This is a genomic window from Streptomyces sp. SID13726 (genome assembly GCF_010548375.1).
Classification (GTDB): domain Bacteria; phylum Actinomycetota; class Actinomycetes; order Streptomycetales; family Streptomycetaceae; genus Streptomyces.
Genome location: NZ_JAAGLY010000002.1, coordinates 396,350 through 412,937 on the forward strand (window position 1 = coordinate 396,350; position 16,588 = coordinate 412,937).

General features: G+C 72.6%; 15 protein-coding genes. 10 read left to right on the plus strand and 5 right to left on the minus strand.

The window, feature by feature from the left end; all coding sequences use genetic code 11:
* Nucleotides 1-142: 142 nt before the first annotated feature.
* On the plus strand, nt 143-1,114 hold the full coding sequence (locus G3I78_RS05835; RefSeq protein ID WP_343243672.1) for an O-antigen ligase family protein: 972 nt from the start codon (nt 143-145) through the stop codon (nt 1,112-1,114).
* A gap of 9 nt (nt 1,115-1,123) precedes the next feature.
* On the opposite strand, the gene G3I78_RS05840 is transcribed toward G3I78_RS05835, so the two are convergent.
* Together G3I78_RS05840 and G3I78_RS05845 are read right to left on the minus strand one after the other, a co-directional pair.
* The gene (locus tag G3I78_RS05840) at nt 1,124-1,672 is read right to left on the minus strand and encodes a hypothetical protein (RefSeq protein WP_164421704.1); all 549 of its coding nucleotides are present in this window, start codon (nt 1,670-1,672) and stop codon (nt 1,124-1,126) included.
* Nucleotides 1,673-1,761: 89 nt separating this feature from the next.
* Nucleotides 1,762-2,547: an aspartate/glutamate racemase family protein gene (locus G3I78_RS05845; protein WP_164421705.1), complete on the minus strand. Its 786-nt coding sequence runs from the start codon at nt 2,545-2,547 to the stop codon at nt 1,762-1,764.
* A 39-nt stretch (nt 2,548-2,586) separates the two neighbouring features.
* Between G3I78_RS05845 and G3I78_RS05850 the strand changes: the two genes are divergently transcribed.
* A complete protein-coding gene (locus tag G3I78_RS05850; protein WP_164421706.1) occupies nt 2,587-3,783 on the plus strand; it encodes a glycosyltransferase in 1,197 nt (398 codons plus the stop codon).
* Between the two features lie 4 nt (nt 3,784-3,787).
* Here the strand turns inward: G3I78_RS05850 and G3I78_RS05855 are convergent, their stop codons facing one another.
* Nucleotides 3,788-4,990: a TerD family protein gene (locus tag G3I78_RS05855; RefSeq protein ID WP_164422110.1), complete on the minus strand. Its 1,203-nt coding sequence runs from the start codon at nt 4,988-4,990 to the stop codon at nt 3,788-3,790.
* Nucleotides 4,991-5,287: 297 nt separating this feature from the next.
* On the opposite strand from G3I78_RS05855, the gene G3I78_RS05860 reads away from it, so the two are divergent.
* The 4 genes from G3I78_RS05860 (at nt 5,288) to G3I78_RS05875 (ending at nt 9,950) form a co-directional block, all read left to right on the plus strand.
* Nucleotides 5,288-5,716, plus strand: coding sequence for a DUF6643 family protein (locus G3I78_RS05860; RefSeq protein WP_164421707.1), 429 nt, complete (start codon nt 5,288-5,290; stop codon nt 5,714-5,716).
* A 39-nt stretch (nt 5,717-5,755) separates the two neighbouring features.
* Nucleotides 5,756-6,583, plus strand: a complete 828-nt coding sequence (locus tag G3I78_RS05865; RefSeq protein ID WP_164421708.1) for an MOSC N-terminal beta barrel domain-containing protein — start codon at nt 5,756-5,758, stop codon at nt 6,581-6,583.
* 214 nt (nt 6,584-6,797) lie between these two features.
* Entirely contained in the window at nt 6,798-7,403 is a 606-nt protein-coding gene (locus G3I78_RS05870) for a hypothetical protein (protein WP_164422111.1), read from the plus strand.
* A gap of 111 nt (nt 7,404-7,514) precedes the next feature.
* A complete protein-coding gene (locus G3I78_RS05875; RefSeq protein WP_164421709.1) occupies nt 7,515-9,950 on the plus strand; it encodes a right-handed parallel beta-helix repeat-containing protein in 2,436 nt (811 codons plus the stop codon).
* Here G3I78_RS05875 and G3I78_RS05880 read toward each other — a convergent pair.
* Nucleotides 9,920-12,238, minus strand: a complete 2,319-nt coding sequence (locus G3I78_RS05880; protein ID WP_164422112.1) for a lipase family protein — start codon at nt 12,236-12,238, stop codon at nt 9,920-9,922. The genes G3I78_RS05875 and G3I78_RS05880 overlap by 31 nt on opposite strands.
* Before the next feature lie 309 nt (nt 12,239-12,547).
* Here G3I78_RS05880 and G3I78_RS05885 point away from each other — a divergent pair, with 309 nt between their 5' ends.
* Together G3I78_RS05885 and G3I78_RS05890 are read left to right on the plus strand one after the other, a co-directional pair.
* Complete coding sequence (locus tag G3I78_RS05885) at nt 12,548-13,378, plus strand: DeoR/GlpR family DNA-binding transcription regulator (RefSeq protein WP_164421710.1); 831 nt, start codon at nt 12,548-12,550, stop codon at nt 13,376-13,378.
* A 51-nt stretch (nt 13,379-13,429) separates the two neighbouring features.
* Nucleotides 13,430-13,900 (plus strand): SRPBCC family protein, encoded by a 471-nt coding sequence (locus G3I78_RS05890; RefSeq protein WP_164421711.1) that lies wholly within the window; start codon nt 13,430-13,432, stop codon nt 13,898-13,900.
* 68 nt (nt 13,901-13,968) lie between these two features.
* Here G3I78_RS05890 and G3I78_RS05895 read toward each other — a convergent pair whose 3' ends face one another.
* Nucleotides 13,969-15,093, minus strand: a complete 1,125-nt coding sequence (locus G3I78_RS05895) for a PLP-dependent cysteine synthase family protein (protein WP_164421712.1) — start codon at nt 15,091-15,093, stop codon at nt 13,969-13,971.
* Between the two features lie 348 nt (nt 15,094-15,441).
* Between G3I78_RS05895 and G3I78_RS05900 the strand changes: the two genes are divergently transcribed.
* Nucleotides 15,442-15,765: a hypothetical protein gene (locus tag G3I78_RS05900; RefSeq protein ID WP_164421713.1), complete on the plus strand. Its 324-nt coding sequence runs from the start codon at nt 15,442-15,444 to the stop codon at nt 15,763-15,765.
* A 211-nt stretch (nt 15,766-15,976) separates the two neighbouring features.
* Complete coding sequence (locus tag G3I78_RS05905) at nt 15,977-16,513, plus strand: ATP-binding protein (RefSeq protein WP_164421714.1); 537 nt, start codon at nt 15,977-15,979, stop codon at nt 16,511-16,513.
* Nucleotides 16,514-16,588 lie beyond the last annotated feature (75 nt).

Genomic DNA, 16,588 nt, shown 5'->3' on the forward strand with positions numbered 1-16,588 from the left:
CGTACGGGCCGGTAGTGCCCGGGCGGCCGGGACCCGTCACAGGTCGGGGGACCGGGGTTCGGGGGGCGGGGTGGGTTCCACGGGGATGACTTCTGTGGCCGGTCCGGAAGAGGACGGCGACAGACGAAACGTTTCCGACGTGGTGGGCGTGCTGGTGCTGGGGGCCTGTGCCACCTGGTCGCTGATCACCGCGGCGGCGCACGACGGCCGTCCGGAGGGCGTGCTGCTCGCGTTGCTGGCCGTTGCCGCGGGGTATGCGGCGGGCCGGATCTCGGGTGCCCTGCTGCCGGTCGCCGCCCCTTGCGCGGCGGCGCTGACCGGTCTGGGCCTGGCCGTGGGGCTCCCGCGTCTCTCGTCGGGTCCTGAGATCGTCGCCCCGCTCGGTCACGCGGGCGCCACGGCCGCCCTGCTGACGCTCGCCACCGGTGCCGTCTGCTGCGCCGCGTGGGCCACCGGATCGCCGGCCTTTCGGATCGTGCTGCGGTTGACGGCCGTGGGCATCACGGTGACCGCGGCCGTGCTGGGGTCGCTGTCCGGGCTGGTCACCTGTGCCGTGGTGGTCCTGTGCTCACTCGCGGCGGGCCGGATGCCCCATCGCGGCCCCGGCATCGCCGGACTCGCCGCCGCCGCGACCGCGGTGACCGGTCTGACCTGGGCGGTGGCCGGGAACGCGGTGCCGGACGGACTGGCCGAGTCCCTGCGCGGGCAGCTCACCCCGCACCGGATCGACCTGTGGCACGACGCCCTGCGCCTGGCCCGCGAGGACACCGCTCTCGGCGTGGGTCCGGGGCGTTTCGGCGAGCTGAGCTCGACGGCGACCCGGACCCTGGTGTCCGACGGGAAGCCGCACTCGGCGCCCCTTCAGCTCGCCGCGGAGCAGGGGCTGGTCGGGGTGGTGCTGCTGGCGGCGGGGTTCTGCTGGCTGCTGTACGCCCTGTGGCGCTCCCCGCGCCCCACACCGCTGGTCCTGACCGCGGGCGCCACGCTCACGGCACTGGCGGCGATAGCGGCGGTCGGCAATGCACTCAGCTTCACCACGGTGTCGGTCGGTGCGGGCCTCCTCGCGGGCCTGGCCACCGCGCACCCGCTCACCGAGGAGCGGGCCCCGGGATGAGCCGTCGCCTCAGCGCAGCGGCCCCGTGGAACCGGACCGCAGCCGGTCACGGATGATGCGTACGGCGGCCTCGGCGTCATCCACGGTGACCGTGAACGTGTGTCCGTCCCACAGCCGCAGGACCACGCCCTCACCTCGGCGTACGACGACGGCGGTGCCCTTCTCGGGCCGCCAGCGGTAGCCCCAGCCGCCCCACTGGCGCGGGGTGACATGGGGGGCGAAGTCGGCTCCGGCGACGTGGGCCAGCGGGATCCGCCGGCGCGGCACTCCGATGTGGCCGCAGCGGACCTCCAGGGAGTCCATGTCGACCTTGAGGGCGACATGGACGAAGGCGAGGGTGAGGAAGAGGACCAGCAGTCCGGCCGCGATGCAGCCGACCACGGACATGACGAGCGGGGCGACCCCTGAGGTCCACGCCGAGTCGACGGCGAGCTCCACTCCGAGCGCCACGATCGCGGCACCGCCGAGCGCGAGCAGCCACTGGATCCGGTTGGAAGCGCGTCCGGTCCAGACGTCGGTGTGGTGCGAGGTGTGCTCGCCGTGGGGGTGGTCCCTCATGTCTACGAGGTTACTCAGGTTTCGCCGCACGGGTAGCTCGTTGCGCGGGGTGACTGCTCCGGGCGGGGCCGTCCCCTCGGTGAGGGCGGTCAGCGGGCGGGGGTGGCCGTCCGCAGGAGCCGGCCTTCGGCGTAGGCCAGGGCCGGCGCGGGCAGCGTGCCCTCGCGTCCGCTCAGCAGGACGGTGAGGGTGCCGGTGGCCGTCGACGCGGGCGCGGGCTCCTCGCCGATCCGGCGCAGCGCCTGGGCGGCGACCGCTCCGGCGGAGCCGTGCAGGACGAGCGGCGGGCGGCCGGGGCGCTGCACGGCGGCCCGGATGCGCTCGGCGACCAGTTCGTAGTGCGTGCAGCCCAGGACGACGGTCGTCACGTCCTCGGGGGTCAGGGCGGCGGCCGCGGTCACGGCGGCGTCGATCGCGGCCTCGTCGGCGTGCTCGACGGCCTCGGCGAGGCCGTGGCAGGGCACCTCGGTCGCGGGGACCCCGTCGGCGAACTCCTCGATGAGGCCGCGCTGGTAGGGGCTGCCCGTGGTGGCGGGCGTCGCCCAGATCGCGAAGGGGCCGCCGCCGGACGCGGCCGGCTTGATCGCGGGGACGGTGCCGACGACCGGCAGCTCCGGCTCCAGGCGGGCGCGCAGGGCGGTGAGGGCGTGCACGGTGGCGGTGTTGCAGCCGATGATCAGCGCGGCGGGATCATGGGCGGCGGCGGCCTCGGCGAGGGCCAGGGCGCGCCCGGTGATGTCCTGCGGTGTGCGGGGACCCCAGGGCATGCCGTCGGGGTCGAGGGAGAGCACGAGATCGGCGTCGGGGCGCAGTCGCCGTACCGCGGCGGTGGCCGCCAGCAGACCGATTCCGGAGTCCAAGAGCGCGATCTTCACCCGGCCACGATAGACGATGAGCTCTTGGAGGCCGGTCCCGTGGGGCAGACTGCGCGCGTGAGCGCCATCGCGTGGATTGCCGCCGTATCCTTCGCCGCCTGGCTGTGGCTGCTGCTCTGCCAGGGCTTCTTCTGGCGCACGGACGTACGACTGCCCCCGGAGCGCGATCCGGGGTCCTGGCCGGCCGTGGGTGTGGTGGTCCCGGCCCGTGACGAGGCGGAGGTGCTGCCTTCGAGCCTCCCCTCGTTGCTGGCCCAGGAGTATCCGGGGCGGGCGGAGGTCTTCCTGGTCGACGACGGCAGCTCGGACGGCACCGGGGAGCTGGCCCGCGACCTGGCTCGCCGGCACGGCGGGCTGCCGTTGACCGTGTCGTCTCCCGGTGAACCGCCGGCGGGGTGGACGGGAAAGCTGTGGGCCGTACGTCACGGGATCGGTCTGGCACGCGCGCGTGGCCCCGAGTACCTGCTGCTGACGGACGCCGACATCGCCCACGAGCCGGACAGTCTGCGACGGCTGGTGGCGGCCGCGCACGCCGGGGGCTTCGACGTCGTCTCGCAGATGGCCCGGCTGCGGGTGGAGAGCCTGTGGGAGCGGCTCGTGGTGCCGGCGTTCGTGTACTTCTTCGCCCAGCTGTATCCGTTCCGCCGGATCGGCAGGAAGGGGGCGCGGACGGCGGCCGCGGCGGGCGGCTGTGTCCTGCTGCGCGCCAAGACCGCCGAGCGGGCCCGTGTCCCGGACGCCATCCGGCACGCCGTCATCGACGACGTGGCTCTCGCGCGGGCCGTGAAGGGCGGCGGCGGCCACATCTGGCTGGGCCTCGCCGATCGGGTGGACAGCGTCCGCCCTTATCCCCAGCTGCACGACCTGTGGCGGATGGTCTCGCGCAGCGCCTACGCCCAGCTCCGCCACAGCCCTCTCGTGCTCCTCGGCACCGTGTCCGGGCTCGCGCTGGTCTATCTGGTGCCGCCCGTCGCCGTCGTCGCGGGGCTGTCCCTGGGGGACACGGTGACGGCGGTGCTCGGTGGTCTGGCGTGGCTCGTCATGAGCGGGACGTACCTCCCGATGCTCCGCTACTACCGGCAGCCGCTGTGGCTCGCTCCCCTGCTGCCGTTCACCGCGTTCCTCTACCTCCTGATGACCGTCGACTCGGCGGTGCAGCACTACAGGGGACGTGGTGCGGCCTGGAAGGGCCGCACGTACGCGCGTCCGGACGCCGTCGTCGGGGACGAGAGGTGAGGCCTCACTTGCGGCCGGGGGTCCAGTTCATGCCCCAGCCGTAGGCGTGGTCGACGGTCCGCTGCGGGCTCACCCCGCGATCGGGCACGAGATAGCGGGCCTCGCGCTGGACGACCAGGTCGTCGCCGGTGTTGGTGATCAGGGCCAGCGCGCAGACCGTGGAGGGCACCGTGCACTCGTCGAGGGAGAAGTCGATCGGGGCGCCGTACTGCGGCTGGAGCGTGACCGTGGCGTGCAGGTCGGCGAAGGAGCGCGCGCCTTCGTAGATGGTCACGAAGACGAGGATGCGCCGGAAGTCGCGCTTGTGGTCGAGGTTCACGGTGAGGTTCTCACCGCTCGCGACCGCGCCGGTGCGGTCGTCGCCGTCCAGATGGATGTACGGCGGCTGGTGCAGGGCTCCATAGGCGTTGCCCAGTGCCTGTACGACTCCCTTGCGGCCGTCGGCGAGTTCGTACAGGGCGCACAGGTCGAGGTCGAGGTCGGCGTGCAGGGCGACCGCGCGACCGCGTTTGCCGCCCCAGCCGGAGAACTGTTTGCGCACCTCCCAGTTGAGGTTCACGCGCAGGGCGCCCGAGGTGCCGCCCTGTTTGGTGAGGGAGACGGAGGGCGCCGACTTGGTGAGCGTGACCTTGGTGAGGCGGACCGGTTCGGCGGGCGGTGCGGGCGTACTGACGGGCGCGGACTGCTGGGGTTCCTCGACGGTGATTCCGAAGTCCGTCGCGAGCCCTTCCAGACCGCTGTCGTAACCCTGTCCGACGGCACGGAATTTCCACGCGCCTTGGCGACGATAGAACTCCCCGAGCACGAAAGCGGTTTCTACGGTGGCGCCGTCACTGTCGAAGCGCGCGGCCACCGTGTCCCGCTCCGCGTCGCGGACCTCGATGTAGAGATCGGGGACCTGGGCGAAGGTCCCGCCGTCCGCGGAGGCGGCGAGGACGACGGTCTCGACCGCGGGCTCCACGCGCGCGAGGTCGACGAGCAGGGTGTCGGTCACCCGGCCGCCTTCGGTGCGCTTGCCCTCGTGGCGCACCGCGCCGGAGGCGTGCTGCGGCTGGTTGTAGAAGACGAAGTCGGCGTCGGAGCGGACCTTTCCGCCGACGAGCACCAGGGCCGAGGCGTCCGCGTCGGGGACGCCTGGCCCGGAGCGCCAGCCCAATTCGACGCGCAGTGCCGTCGTGGGCACCGGAGCGTTCGAACCCTTCGACATTGACATGTCCGCCCCCATCACGTGTCAGCAGGCCAGGACCCACCCCGGCGGTCCATCGGGCTTTACCCGTTCAACCTATTCCTCCGGGACAGCGAACTCCCATCCCGCGCACAGGAAGATCGGTCGTCAACCGCTGGTAACCCCCTGGGAACTCGGCCTTTACACTGCGCGAACGCCGATTGGCGTCCTTTTTTGCCGAGTTCGCTCGCATTGGGGATCCCGAGTCACTGCGGACACGGAAAACAACCCTCTTATCGGTCTCCCCAACCAGCACATCGTGGGCTTAACTTATGTGCCATGACCTCCCCCCGCTCCACTTATGGCGGCGGCTACTACTCCGCCTCCTTCCCGGACACTCCGATCTACGACTCGCTCGTGGCCGAGCGGGGCACCCCGCAGATCGCTCCGATCCGGGTCCCCGCCGCGTACGACATGCCGGCGAGCAACCTGCCCGCACTGCCGTCCGCGCTGCCCGCCCTTCCCGCGGGTCCCTCCCAGTCCTACGGCTACCCGCAGGCACAGCAGCCCTCCCCGCTCCAGCAGGCGCCCGCGGCGTACATCCCGCAGCAGGCCGCCGCGCCGCGCGGGTATCCCGGGCCGCAGCAGCCGCGTCCGGCGGCGCCCGGCATGGCCACGGGGTACGAGGCGATGCGCCCCGCGGCTCCCCGGCCCGCTCAGCCGGCTCCTTACCAGGACCCGTACAACCAGCAGTACCGCGGGTACTGATTCCCCGCTCGGGCCGTCGCCACCTGGCACGATGGCTCCATGGGGAATGCACGACTGCTGTCGATCCACGTCCATCCGGTCAAGGCGTTCCGGGCTCTGACGCTCCGGGAGGCCGAGGTGGAGCCCTGGGGGCTGGCCGGGGACCGGCGCTGGGCCCTGGTCGACGACGGGGGAAAGGTCGTCACACAACGACAGCAGCCGCGCCTCGCCCTGGCCGCCGCCGAGCTGATGCCCGGCGGCGGTGTTCGTCTGTCCGGGCCCGGCATGGATCCGCTGACCGTGCCTGTCCCGGAAGCGGCCGGGACGCTCACCATGGAGCTCTTCGGGAACAAGATCGAAGGCGTGCCCGCATCGGACGACGACGCCCACGCCTGGTGCACCGAGTACCTCGGCTCCGAAACGCGTCTCGTGCACATGGACGAGCCCTCCCGTCGCCGCCCTGTCGACCCCGAGTACGCGCTGCCCGGCGAGACGGTCACCTTCGCCGACGGATTTCCGCTGCTGCTCACCTCCGCGTCCTCGCTGGACGCCCTCAACTCCCTGATCGCCGAGGGCCGGAACGTGGCCGACGGCCCGCTTCCCATGAACCGTTTCCGGCCGAACGTCGTGGTGACGGGTACCGACGCCTGGGCCGAGGACGACTGGTCGCGCATCGCGATCGGTGACGTCGCCTTCCGGGTGGCCAAGATGTGCGGACGGTGCGTGGTGACCACGACCGACCAGGCCACCGCCGCCCGCGGCAAGGAGCCCCTGCACACCCTGGGCCGGCACCGGCGCTTCGGCACCAAGCTGGTCTTCGGCCAGAACCTGGTGCCCGAGTCCCGGGGCACCGTCAGGGTCGGGGACCCGGTCCGGATCCTCGGCTGAGCGGCGGGCCGGGGGCGGTATCCGGACAAAGATCTGTCAAAGATCCACTCGGTCGGCGCGGGCGGGAACCCCGCCCGGGTGCCCGTGCGTTGGGGCTTTCATGAGGAGTTCATGAGAGGTCCCGGCCGCAGGTGATTTCGCTCTCTCTTCGGCCGGTGCCGCGCGTGAACGACTCCGCGGGGGGTTATCACGGAGCGGGAAGGGGGTGCGGACGGTGCGAGCGATCAGCGGACTCTGGCGGTGGCGGCGCAACCCGCTGCGCCGCGCGACCGATCTGGCCGAGGCCTGGGTGGGCCTGGTGGCCCTGCTGCTGATCCTGGTCGTGGGACCGGTGATCGGTGCCGTGGTCGGCGGTGTCGCCGAGGACGCGCTGCAGCAGTCGGTCCGGGACCAGCGCGAGTCCCGCCAGCTGGTGACGGCGACCGTGGTCCGCAAGCTGGACCGCTCGCCGCTGGACGCCGATCCCGAGACCTCCACGGGGCGGGATCTGCGCAGCCGGGTGCTGGCCGACTGGACCGGTCCGGACGGCAGCGCGCACCACGGCTCGGTCATGGCGGACCTCCAGAGCCCGCACCGCGGCGACCACTTCACGCTGTGGACGGATCTGCGCGGCAGTCTGGCGGCCCGCCCGCTGGACTCGGCCACCGCCACCACGCACGCCGTCCTCGCCGGGATAGGCGCGGCCCTGCTGACCGCGGGCGCGCTCGAGGGCGGCCGACGGCTGGCGGTGTGGCGCATGGTCCGTCGCCGGTACGCCCGTTGGGACCAGGCCTGGGACAGCGCGGGCCCGGACTGGGGCCGGACCGGTACCGGCAGTTGACGGCCTTGCGGCTCTGGTCAACCCACCGCCCGCGCGCACGCTACGGTGGACCGGCCGAACCTCTTCGGCAGCACAAACCCGCGTACTACGAGGTGGGGGCACAGCAACGCCATGGCACAGGGCACGGTCCAGGTGACGCACACCGGTACATCGCGGTGGCGGCGCCGCACAGGTGAGTACGCGTCGCTCGCCGCCGCCCACGAGGCCGCGGCCGACGGCGACGTCCTCACCGTCGCCCCGGGCACCTACCGGGAGAACCTCGTCGTGCAGCGGGCGGTGACCCTGCGCGGTCCCGAGGGTTCGCCCGGCTCCGTGCGCATCGCGCCCATGGACGGCGTGCCGTTGACCGTGCGCGCCTCGGCCGTGGTCCAGGACCTGCACGTGGAGGGGCAGGACGCGGCCGCGCCCGCCCTGCTCGTCGAGGAGGGCACCCCGGAGCTCGCGGACATCCGGGTCGTCACCCGGTCCGCGGCCGGCATAGAGGTGCGCGGCGGTGCGCGGCCCACCGTGCGGCGCTGCACCGTCGACAACCCGGCCGGCATCGGCATCGCCGTACTGGACGGCGCGGGCGGGGTGTACGAGGAGTGCGAGATCGTGGCGGCCGGCCAGTCCGGTGTCGCGGTGCGCGGCGGCGCCCACCCCCGTCTGGAGCGCTGCCGGATCCACCACGCCTCGGGCTCGGGCCTGTCGGTGACCGGCGAGAACTCCGCGCTGGAGGCCGTGGGTTGTGAGGTCTACGAGGTCCGCGGCAGCGGGGTCCAGGTGTCCGGCCGGGCCACCGCTCACCTCACCGACTGCGATGTGCACCGCACCACCTCCGACGGCATCACGCTCGACACCGACGCGGTGCTGACCCTCGCCGACTGCCGCATCCACGACATCCCGGAGAACGCGGTCGACCTGCGCTCCCGCTCGGTGCTCACCCTGACCCGCACGACGGTCCGCCAGTTCGGCCGCAACGGCCTGTCGGTGTGGGACCCGGGCACCCGCGTGGACGCCAACCAGTGCGAGATCTTCGACAGCACGGGCGACTACCCGGCCGTCTGGGTCAGCGACGGCGCCACCGTCGTACTGGACTCCTGCCGGGTGCACGACGTGCCGGACGCGCTGTTCGTCCTGGACCGCGGCTCGCGCGCGGACGTGGTCGACACCGACATCTCCCAGGTGCGCAACACCGCGGTGTCGGTGAGTGACGGGGCCACCGCGCAGCTCGACGACTGCCGGATCCGGGACGCCGCGACCGGCGCCTGGTTCCGGGACCACGGCAGCGGCGGCACCCTCAACAGCTGCACCGTGGACGGCACTCAGACCGGTGTGATCGTCACGAAGGGCGCCGACCCGACGATCGAGCGCTGCACGGTCGACTCCCCCGCGGAGGCCGGTTTCTACGTCTCGGCGGGCGGCCGGGGCAGCTTCCTGAACTGCCGGGTGACGGGCAGCGGCGGCTACGGCTTCCACGTCATAGACGGTTCCCGCTCGACGCTCAGGAAGTGCCGCACGGAACGCTGTGCGCGCGGGGGCTACGAGTTCGCGGACGCCCCGGACGCGGCGACCGGAGCGGGTCCCGTCGTCGAGGACTGCACGAGCGACGAGAGCGGCAGCCTGACGCCGCCCGCGGCCCTGGAGACGGCCGTGCAGACGGAGTCCCGCTCGGCCGGCCTGCTGGGCGCGATCCCGGGGCAGCGCGTCACCGAGCAGGAGCCGCTGGTCACCCCCGCCGAGCCGGAGCAGCCCTCGCGTACCTCGAAGGCCGTCCTGGGCGAACTCGACGCGCTGGTGGGCCTGGACAGCGTCAAGCGCGAGGTGCGGGCGCTCACCGACATGATCGAGGTGGGCCGGCGCCGCCAGCAGGCGGGCCTCAAGGCGGCCTCCGTCAAGCGCCACCTGGTCTTCACGGGCTCCCCCGGCACCGGCAAGACGACGGTCGCCCGGCTCTACGGCGAGATCCTCGCCTCCCTCGGCGTCCTGGAGAAGGGTCATCTCGTCGAGGTGTCCCGCGTCGACCTGGTCGGCGAGCACATCGGCTCCACGGCGATCCGCACCCAGGAGGCGTTCGACAGGGCGCGCGGCGGGGTGCTGTTCATCGACGAGGCGTACGCGCTGTCGCCGGAGGACTCGGGCCGGGACTTCGGCAAGGAGGCCATCGACACGCTGGTGAAGCTGATGGAGGATCACCGGGACGCGGTCGTGGTGATCGTCGCGGGCTACACCGCCGAGATGGAGCGGTTCCTGTCGGTCAACCCGGGTGTGGCGTCCCGGTTCTCACGGACCATCACCTTCAGCGACTACAACCCCGCCGAGCTCCTCAGCATCGTGGAACAGCAGGCGGAGGAGCACGAGTACCGGCTGGCGCCGGGCGCCTCGGAGGCGTTGCGGAAGTACTTCACCGTGCTGCCCAAGGGCCCGGCCTTCGGCAACGGCCGTACCGCGCGCCAGACCTTCGAGGCGATGGTGGAGCGGCACGCGAGCCGGGTCGCCCAGGTGGCCGACCCGACCACGGACGATCTGACGCTGCTCTACGCCGAGGACCTGCCCGACTCCCCCTGAGAGCGCGGGCCCGGCAGGTCCGGTTGCAGCCGGGCCAGCAGTCGCGCCCGCTCCTGCGCGAACGCGGGGTCGGCCTGGTAGTCGGAGTGGCCGAGGATCGGCGCGGGCAGCGGGTGCAGATCGCTGCGGCCGTAGGAGAGCGGGTCCCTGAGGGGTGCCCGGTCCACCTCGGGGCCGCAGTCGCCGGGCAGCCGGACCGGGCCGCCGATGGGGTCGGTGAGCCGGTAGAGGTTGCGCCAGCAGTCCACGTCGTGGTGCAGGGCGGTGAGGGCGGCCGGTCCGAAGTGGGCCGGGAACCAGCGGCCGTAGAGGCGCTCCAGCGGCGAGCCGTAGGTGAGCAGGGCTACCCGCTTGCGGACCGACGGCTCCAGCTGCCAGGCAGCGGCCGCCGCGAGGACGCTGCCCTGGGAGTGTCCGGAGATGACCAGGCGGCCGCGGGTGGCGCGGGTCCAGGTCGCCATTCGCCAGGTCAGGTCGGGTACGGCGCGTTCCGCGTAGCAGGGCGGGGCGAAGGGGTGGGCGGCGCGCGGCCAGAAGGTGCCGACGTCCCAGAGGATGCCGATGGTGCGGCGGGCCGAGGGGTCCTTGTAGGCGCGGCGGCCCCAGGTGACGAAGAGTATGAAGCCGAGGCCGATCAGCCAGGAGCCGAGCGCCTGGGCGGTCTCCGCGGCGCTCTCCACGATGGCGTACGCCCCCTCGGCGGCCCTGCCCGGTGTCTTGTGGGAGGTCAGGGCGCCCACCAGGGCCGCGGCGCCGAGGAGCAGGGTGCTGGCCGCCGTCACGCCGATCAGGCGGGGTCCCCGGTCCGTGAGGGCGGCCATGGCGCGGGTCCTGGCGATGCGCCGGCTGTACGCCGCGTCCTTGGCCTCGCCGGGGTAGTCGCTCTCCACGGCGCCGAGTTGGGCCCGGCTCGACCGCCAGGTCCGCCACCCCAGCCACGCGCAGTGACCGAGCAGGACGATCAGGACCAGCGGGATCACGGACGCCTGCCAGGTCAGCAGGACCGGTGGGCCGGGTACGGTCGCGCCGGTGCCGTCCAGCCAGTCGGCCACGCGCTGCGACACGCCGCCGGACATGACTCCGCCGAGGGCGCAGGCCAGGGTCGCGACGGCGGGTCCGCCCAAGCCCCGCACGGCGGCTCGGGGCTCGGGGTGGGTGCGGTGGAGCAGGTGGGCGACCACGGCGAGGGCGATGACCAGCAGTCCCTGGACGAAGGCGATCCCGCCGAAGGTGGCGTCCCCGGACAGCCTGCCGTGCGACTCCCACCCGGGCCGCTCCCACCCGGCGTACACCGCGGCGAGGACGAGCAGGACGAGGGCGGCGAGCGGCAGGCGTCGTACGAGATGCTCGTCGAGCTCCCGGTCCAGGTGCCGCTCGCTGCGGCCGCGGCGGCACACCACCCAGACGACGGCGACACCGGCGGCGACGAGGGCCGCCTGGAGCAGTCGGCCGAGGGTGTCCAGCAGTGCGGGGCCGCCCGGCTCGTGGTCGAAGCGCGTCGCGGTGGAGGAGACCGCGGCGGCGATGGTCAGCAGTCCGGCGGCGGTGTGCGCGGCGCGCAGGCGGGCGACCAGGCGGCGGCCGTACCAGAAGCCGGGCCGGCCGAGCGCGGTGCGGCTGTTGTCCTCCTCGGGCTCGGCCCGGTGGTCCATGGGCCGCTGGGACTCGTAGGCGCTCCAGGTGCGGTGGGAGAGGTACCAGAGCAGGCCGGTGAGCGCGGCCGGGACCAGGGCGGCAAGGGCGAGGCGGCGGCCGGGCCTGCTCCACCAGCCGTCGGCGGACACGTCGGGCGACAGGAAGCCGAGCCAGGAGTGCGACTCGGCACACGCGCGGGTGCCCGCGCACTGCCAGGCCACGAGGTCCAGGGCGACCTCGCAGGCGGCGGCGACGAGGAGCACTGTCAAGGTCAGGCCGGCGAGCCGCACCAGCAGCCCGTACACCCGCACCGTCCGCCTGCGGCCGCGTGCGCCGGGGCGCATCCAGTGGGCGAGGTTGACCACCATGAACGGCAGCAACAGCAGCCACAGGGCGCGGGTGCCGTTGCCGGAGGTGAGGTTGCACCAGACGTACGCCTCGGGCACCGGTCCGGTGCGGCCCGCCTCCGGGCGGGTCTCGGCGTCGACGTCGTCGGCGCGCCGGAAGACGGCCGCCGTGTCGTCGCCGGTGACCCGTACCGTGCGCGGGTCGTCGAGCATCTTCTCCGGCGTGGTGCCGCCCACTCCGTGGACCAGGAGTTCCAGGGCGATCCCGGATTCTTCGGGCCGGGCGGCCGGGCCGTCCGCGCCCATGGTCGTGACACGTTCCACTGTTCCGCACTTCCCCCGTGACGCGCCGTCGGCATCTGTTCGTGCGGGCACAAGGATCGCCGCTCGGCGTGATCCGCACACCTCTCGTCACGGAATCTCCCCGATCCGTGTGACAGCGGGAGCCCTGGTGTCGACGTGGTGACATGAGCGCGACGGGGCGGTCGGTGGCGCGACCCCGCGGGGCGCGTGCGAGGATGGGACGTCCGCGCACCAGGGACGGGCAAAACGCGCTTGTCGGGGCTGGTGCGCCGGGCGTGTCGGACGGCTTGAGGCGAAAGGACCGGAGCGTACGTGAGTGAGAATCAGAACCTCCTCGCGGAGCAGCGGCGCGCCCTGATCCTGGACGAGGTCCGGCGCCGAGGCGGGGTCCGGGTCAACGAGCTGACCCGCAAGCTCGGCGTGTCGGACATGACCGTACGGCGGGATCTGGACGCGTTGGCGCGTCAGGGCGTGCTGGAGAAGGTGCACGGCGGCGCGGTGCCGGTGGTCGAGGCGAGCACGCACGAGCCGGGTTTCGAGGCGAAGTCGGGCCTGGAGCTGACGGCCAAGGAGGACATCGCGAGGTCGGCGGCGGAGCTGGTCGCGCCGGGTACCGCCATCGCACTGTCGGGCGGTACGACGACGTATGCGCTGGCCCACCATCTGCTGGACGTGCCGGACCTGACCGTCGTCACCAACTCGGTGCGGGTCGCCGACGTCTTCCACGCGGCGCAGCGCACCACGGGCCCCCGGCAGGGCGCGGCCACGGTCGTGCTGACCGGCGGGGTGCGCACCCCGTCCGACTCGCTGGTGGGTCCGGTGGCCGACCAGGCGATCGGGGCGCTCCACTTCGACGTGCTCTTCCTCGGGGTGCACGGCATATCGGTCGAGGCCGGTCTGTCGACGCCGAACCTCGCGGAGGCCGAGACCAACCGCCGTCTGGTGCAGTCGGCGCGGCGGGTCGTGGTGGTCGCCGACCACACCAAGTGGGGCACCGTGGGCCTGAGTTCGTTCGCCTCGCTGGAGCAGGTCGACACGCTGGTGACGGACGCGGGGCTGCCGACGGAGGCGCGCGCGGAGATCTCCGAGCATCTGCGGCGGCTGGTGGTGGCCGGTGAGACCGGTGAGGGTACAGACAGCTGACTGAACGTCAGCTAGGGTGACACCTCCCGATCGGCGCCAGGGGGGGTGTCCATGGCTCACCAACTCCGCGCGGTGGGGCTCGACTTCATCGAGACCGCGCCCGTCCGGATGGTGTTCGCACAGGAGATGTCCGCACCGCCGGACGCCGTCTTCAAAGCTCTCGCCGAGGACGTGCCCGGCTGGGCGGAGTGGTTCTCGGCGGTGACGCTGGCCCGGTCCACCGGGGACGGCTCGACCCGCGAGGTCCACCTCAAGGGCGGCGGACGCTTCCAGGAGACGGTCCTCGTGGCGAAGGCGCCCGAGGTGTACGCCTACCGCGTGGACGTGGCGAACGCGCCCGGGGTCCGCGCCATCGTCGAGGAGTGGCGGCTCACCCCGGCCGGGACGGGCACGCGCGTGCGCTGGACGTTCACGGCGGACGGCACGGCCGCCTTCCGGTTCGTGGCGATGCTCGGGCGGGCCGGTCTCGGACGGGCCTTCCGGGGCGCGGTGACCACGCTGGACCGGCGCCTGGCCGGATAGGTCAGGTCGGGCCGTACACCTGTTGCCCGCACAGCTCAGTCGGGCCGTACGCCCGTGGCCCGAACAGCTCAGTCGGGCCAGACGCCCGTGGCGAGGAGCGAGGTGATCGCCGTCGTGTACGGCTCGATGTCCAGGCCCTGTTCGGCCAGCCAGGCGTCCGAGTAGTACTTGTCCAGGTAGCGGTCGCCGGGGTCGCAGAGCAGGGTGACGACACTCCCCCGGCGTCCCTCGGCCACCATCTCGGCGACGATCTTCAGGGCGCTCCACAGTCCGGTGCCGGTCGAGCCGCCCGCCTTGCGGCCGATGGCCTGTTCCAGGGCGCGGACGGCGGCCACGCTCGCCGCGTCCGGGATCTTCATCATGCGGTCGATCGCGCCGGGTACGAAGCTCGGCTCCATGCGCGGCCGGCCGATGCCCTCAATGCGTGAGCCGCAGTCGCAGGTGACGTCCGGATCGCCGGTGGTCCAGCCCTCGAAGAAACAGGAGTTCTCCGGATCGGCCACACAGATGCGGGTGTCGTACTGCATGTAGTGGACGTACCGCGCGATGGTCGCCGAGGTGCCGCCGGTACCCGCCGTGGCGACGATCCACGCGGGCTCCGGGAAACGCTCCAACTCCAGTTGGCGGAAGATGGATTCGGCGATGTTGTTGTTGCCGCGCCAGTCCGTGGCGCGTTCCGCGTAGGTGAACTGGTCCATGTAGTGGCCGCCGGTCTCCACCGCGAGGCGGGCGGACTCCTCGCACATGGTGCGCGGGTCGTCCACGAAGTGGCACCGGCCGCCGTGGAACTCGATGAGGCGGATCTTCTCGGCGCTCGTCGTGCGCGGCATGACCGCGATGAAGGGCACCCCGATCAGCCCCGCGAAGTACGCCTCGGACACGGCCGTCGAGCCACTGGACGCCTCGATCACCGGGCGGCCGGGCCGGATCCAGCCATTGCAGAGGCCGTAGAGGAAGAGTGAGCGGGCGAGTCGGTGCTTGAGGCTGCCGGTGGGGTGGGTCGACTCGTCCTTGAGGTACAGGTCGATGCCCCACTTCTCCGGGAGCGGGAAGCGCAGGAGGTGGGTGTCGGCCGAGCGGTTGGCGTCGGCCTGGACCTTGCGGACGGCTTCTTTCAGCCAGCCGCGGTAGGCGGCGTCGCTGTGGTCGACGTCGAGGGTGTCGCCGGTCCGGATCTGCTGAGGGGTGCTCACGACGGGGCTCCTTACGCTGCGCGCCGACGGCGGATCGCGCGGCCGACGCTTCGATCATAGACACCTTCCGCACGCTCCTCACCTGCATAAACGCATCTTTGAGCGCCCCAAAGACACCCCTGGGGCCGGGCCGGGACGCGCCTGCGGGGGCGCATTCGGACGAGTGCTCCGGACACTCCCCGCCGAGGTGTCATGCGCACTGGTGCCAGACGCCCGTGGCGGGCAGACTGCACCGGACGGGACGGACGTCCCGGACGGGGGCGCACACTGGATCACGACAGGAGCCGGCTCTCGGCCCACGCGGGAGCACGGGCCGGCACACCGACGCGCACAAGGGGGCGGGACGGCATGGCGGAGCCGGAGTTCACGGCTACGGGCGTGCGGATCGGCAAGAGGTTGCGCTCGCTCACCCGGGCCGGTCAGGTCCGGATCAGTGACGGCAGGCTGGAGTTGCTCACCAGTTACGGCAGTGAGATCGACAGTGCGCCGGTGCAGGCGGTGCGCGCCTCCAAGCCCTGGTTCGCCGCGGACGACCGGGCCCTCGCCGACCTCAACGGAAACCGGTACCTGCTGACCCTGGGCGAGCACGACCCGGCTCCGGGCGAGCCCGGGCCGCCCGCCGCACGCCGGTTCATCGAGGCCGTACGCAGGGCGGCGGGGCGCGGGAACTGATTCCGCGCCGTACGACCGGCTCCGCGGGCCCCGTGTTGCGGTACCGCACCTCCTGGGTCACGCTGGTCTCACATCACTCTGGGTTTACCGGCGATTACGCTGCGAACCAGCCCGCCGGGCACGACAGCAGGCGGCCGTTTTCACTCAGGCACCCTGCCGCATCGATCCGAACTCCGTGTTCTTCCGGACCTCTCGTCGGGGAGTCGCAGCCGTGATCAGTCATCCGAGCAGGCACTGCACGGTGGAGCTCCAAGCCCTGCCGTCGCGGATCGGCCAGGTCCGCAGAATCCTTTCAGCGCAGTTGCGCTACTGGCATATGGATCCCCTCATAGACCGGGCCGCGCTCGGTGTGACGGAGCTGTTGGCCAACGTCCACCGCCATGCCCAGCCCGACAAGACGTGCACCGTGGAGATCGAGCTGCTGCTCGACCGGCTCACGGTCTCGGTGCACGACCACGACCCGCGTCTGCCGGTCGTGGCCGACATCCAGGACACCGAGCCGCTCGCCACGTGCGGGCGCGGGCTCGCCATGGTCGCCGCGGTCAGCGAGAGCTGGGGCGTCCGGCCGGACGGTGAGTCGGGCAAGGTCGTGTGGTTCACGCTGCCGACGCCTGCCGCCGCTCGGGGTGCCGCCGCGCGTCCGCCGCGGCGCAAGGTCGCGGAGAAACCCGCGATCCGGTTCGCCGAGGTCTCGGTGGACAGCCACCGTCCCGAACACGCTCCCGCCCGGTCCGCCGTTGCCGGCTGACCGGGCGGTGACACGCCTGTGGTCCCTACGGTCGTCCGCGGGGGCTGTGCGGGTCCGCTCCCCCGGTGGGAGCAA

Coding starts and splice junctions, on each gene's coding strand:
- G3I78_RS05890 (WP_164421711.1), top strand. CDS start 13,430: ATGGCTCACCAACTCCGCGCGGTGGGGCTCGACTTCATCGAGACCGCG.
- G3I78_RS05855 (WP_164422110.1), bottom strand. CDS start 4,990: ATGTCGAAGGGTTCGAACGCTCCGGTGCCCACGACGGCACTGCGCGTC.
- G3I78_RS05860 (WP_164421707.1), top strand. CDS start 5,288: ATGACCTCCCCCCGCTCCACTTATGGCGGCGGCTACTACTCCGCCTCC.
- G3I78_RS05875 (WP_164421709.1), top strand. CDS start 7,515: ATGGCACAGGGCACGGTCCAGGTGACGCACACCGGTACATCGCGGTGG.
- G3I78_RS05865 (WP_164421708.1), top strand. CDS start 5,756: ATGGGGAATGCACGACTGCTGTCGATCCACGTCCATCCGGTCAAGGCG.
- G3I78_RS05840 (WP_164421704.1), bottom strand. CDS start 1,672: ATGAGGGACCACCCCCACGGCGAGCACACCTCGCACCACACCGACGTC.
- G3I78_RS05880 (WP_164422112.1), bottom strand. CDS start 12,238: ATGGGCGCGGACGGCCCGGCCGCCCGGCCCGAAGAATCCGGGATCGCC.
- G3I78_RS05900 (WP_164421713.1), top strand. CDS start 15,442: ATGGCGGAGCCGGAGTTCACGGCTACGGGCGTGCGGATCGGCAAGAGG.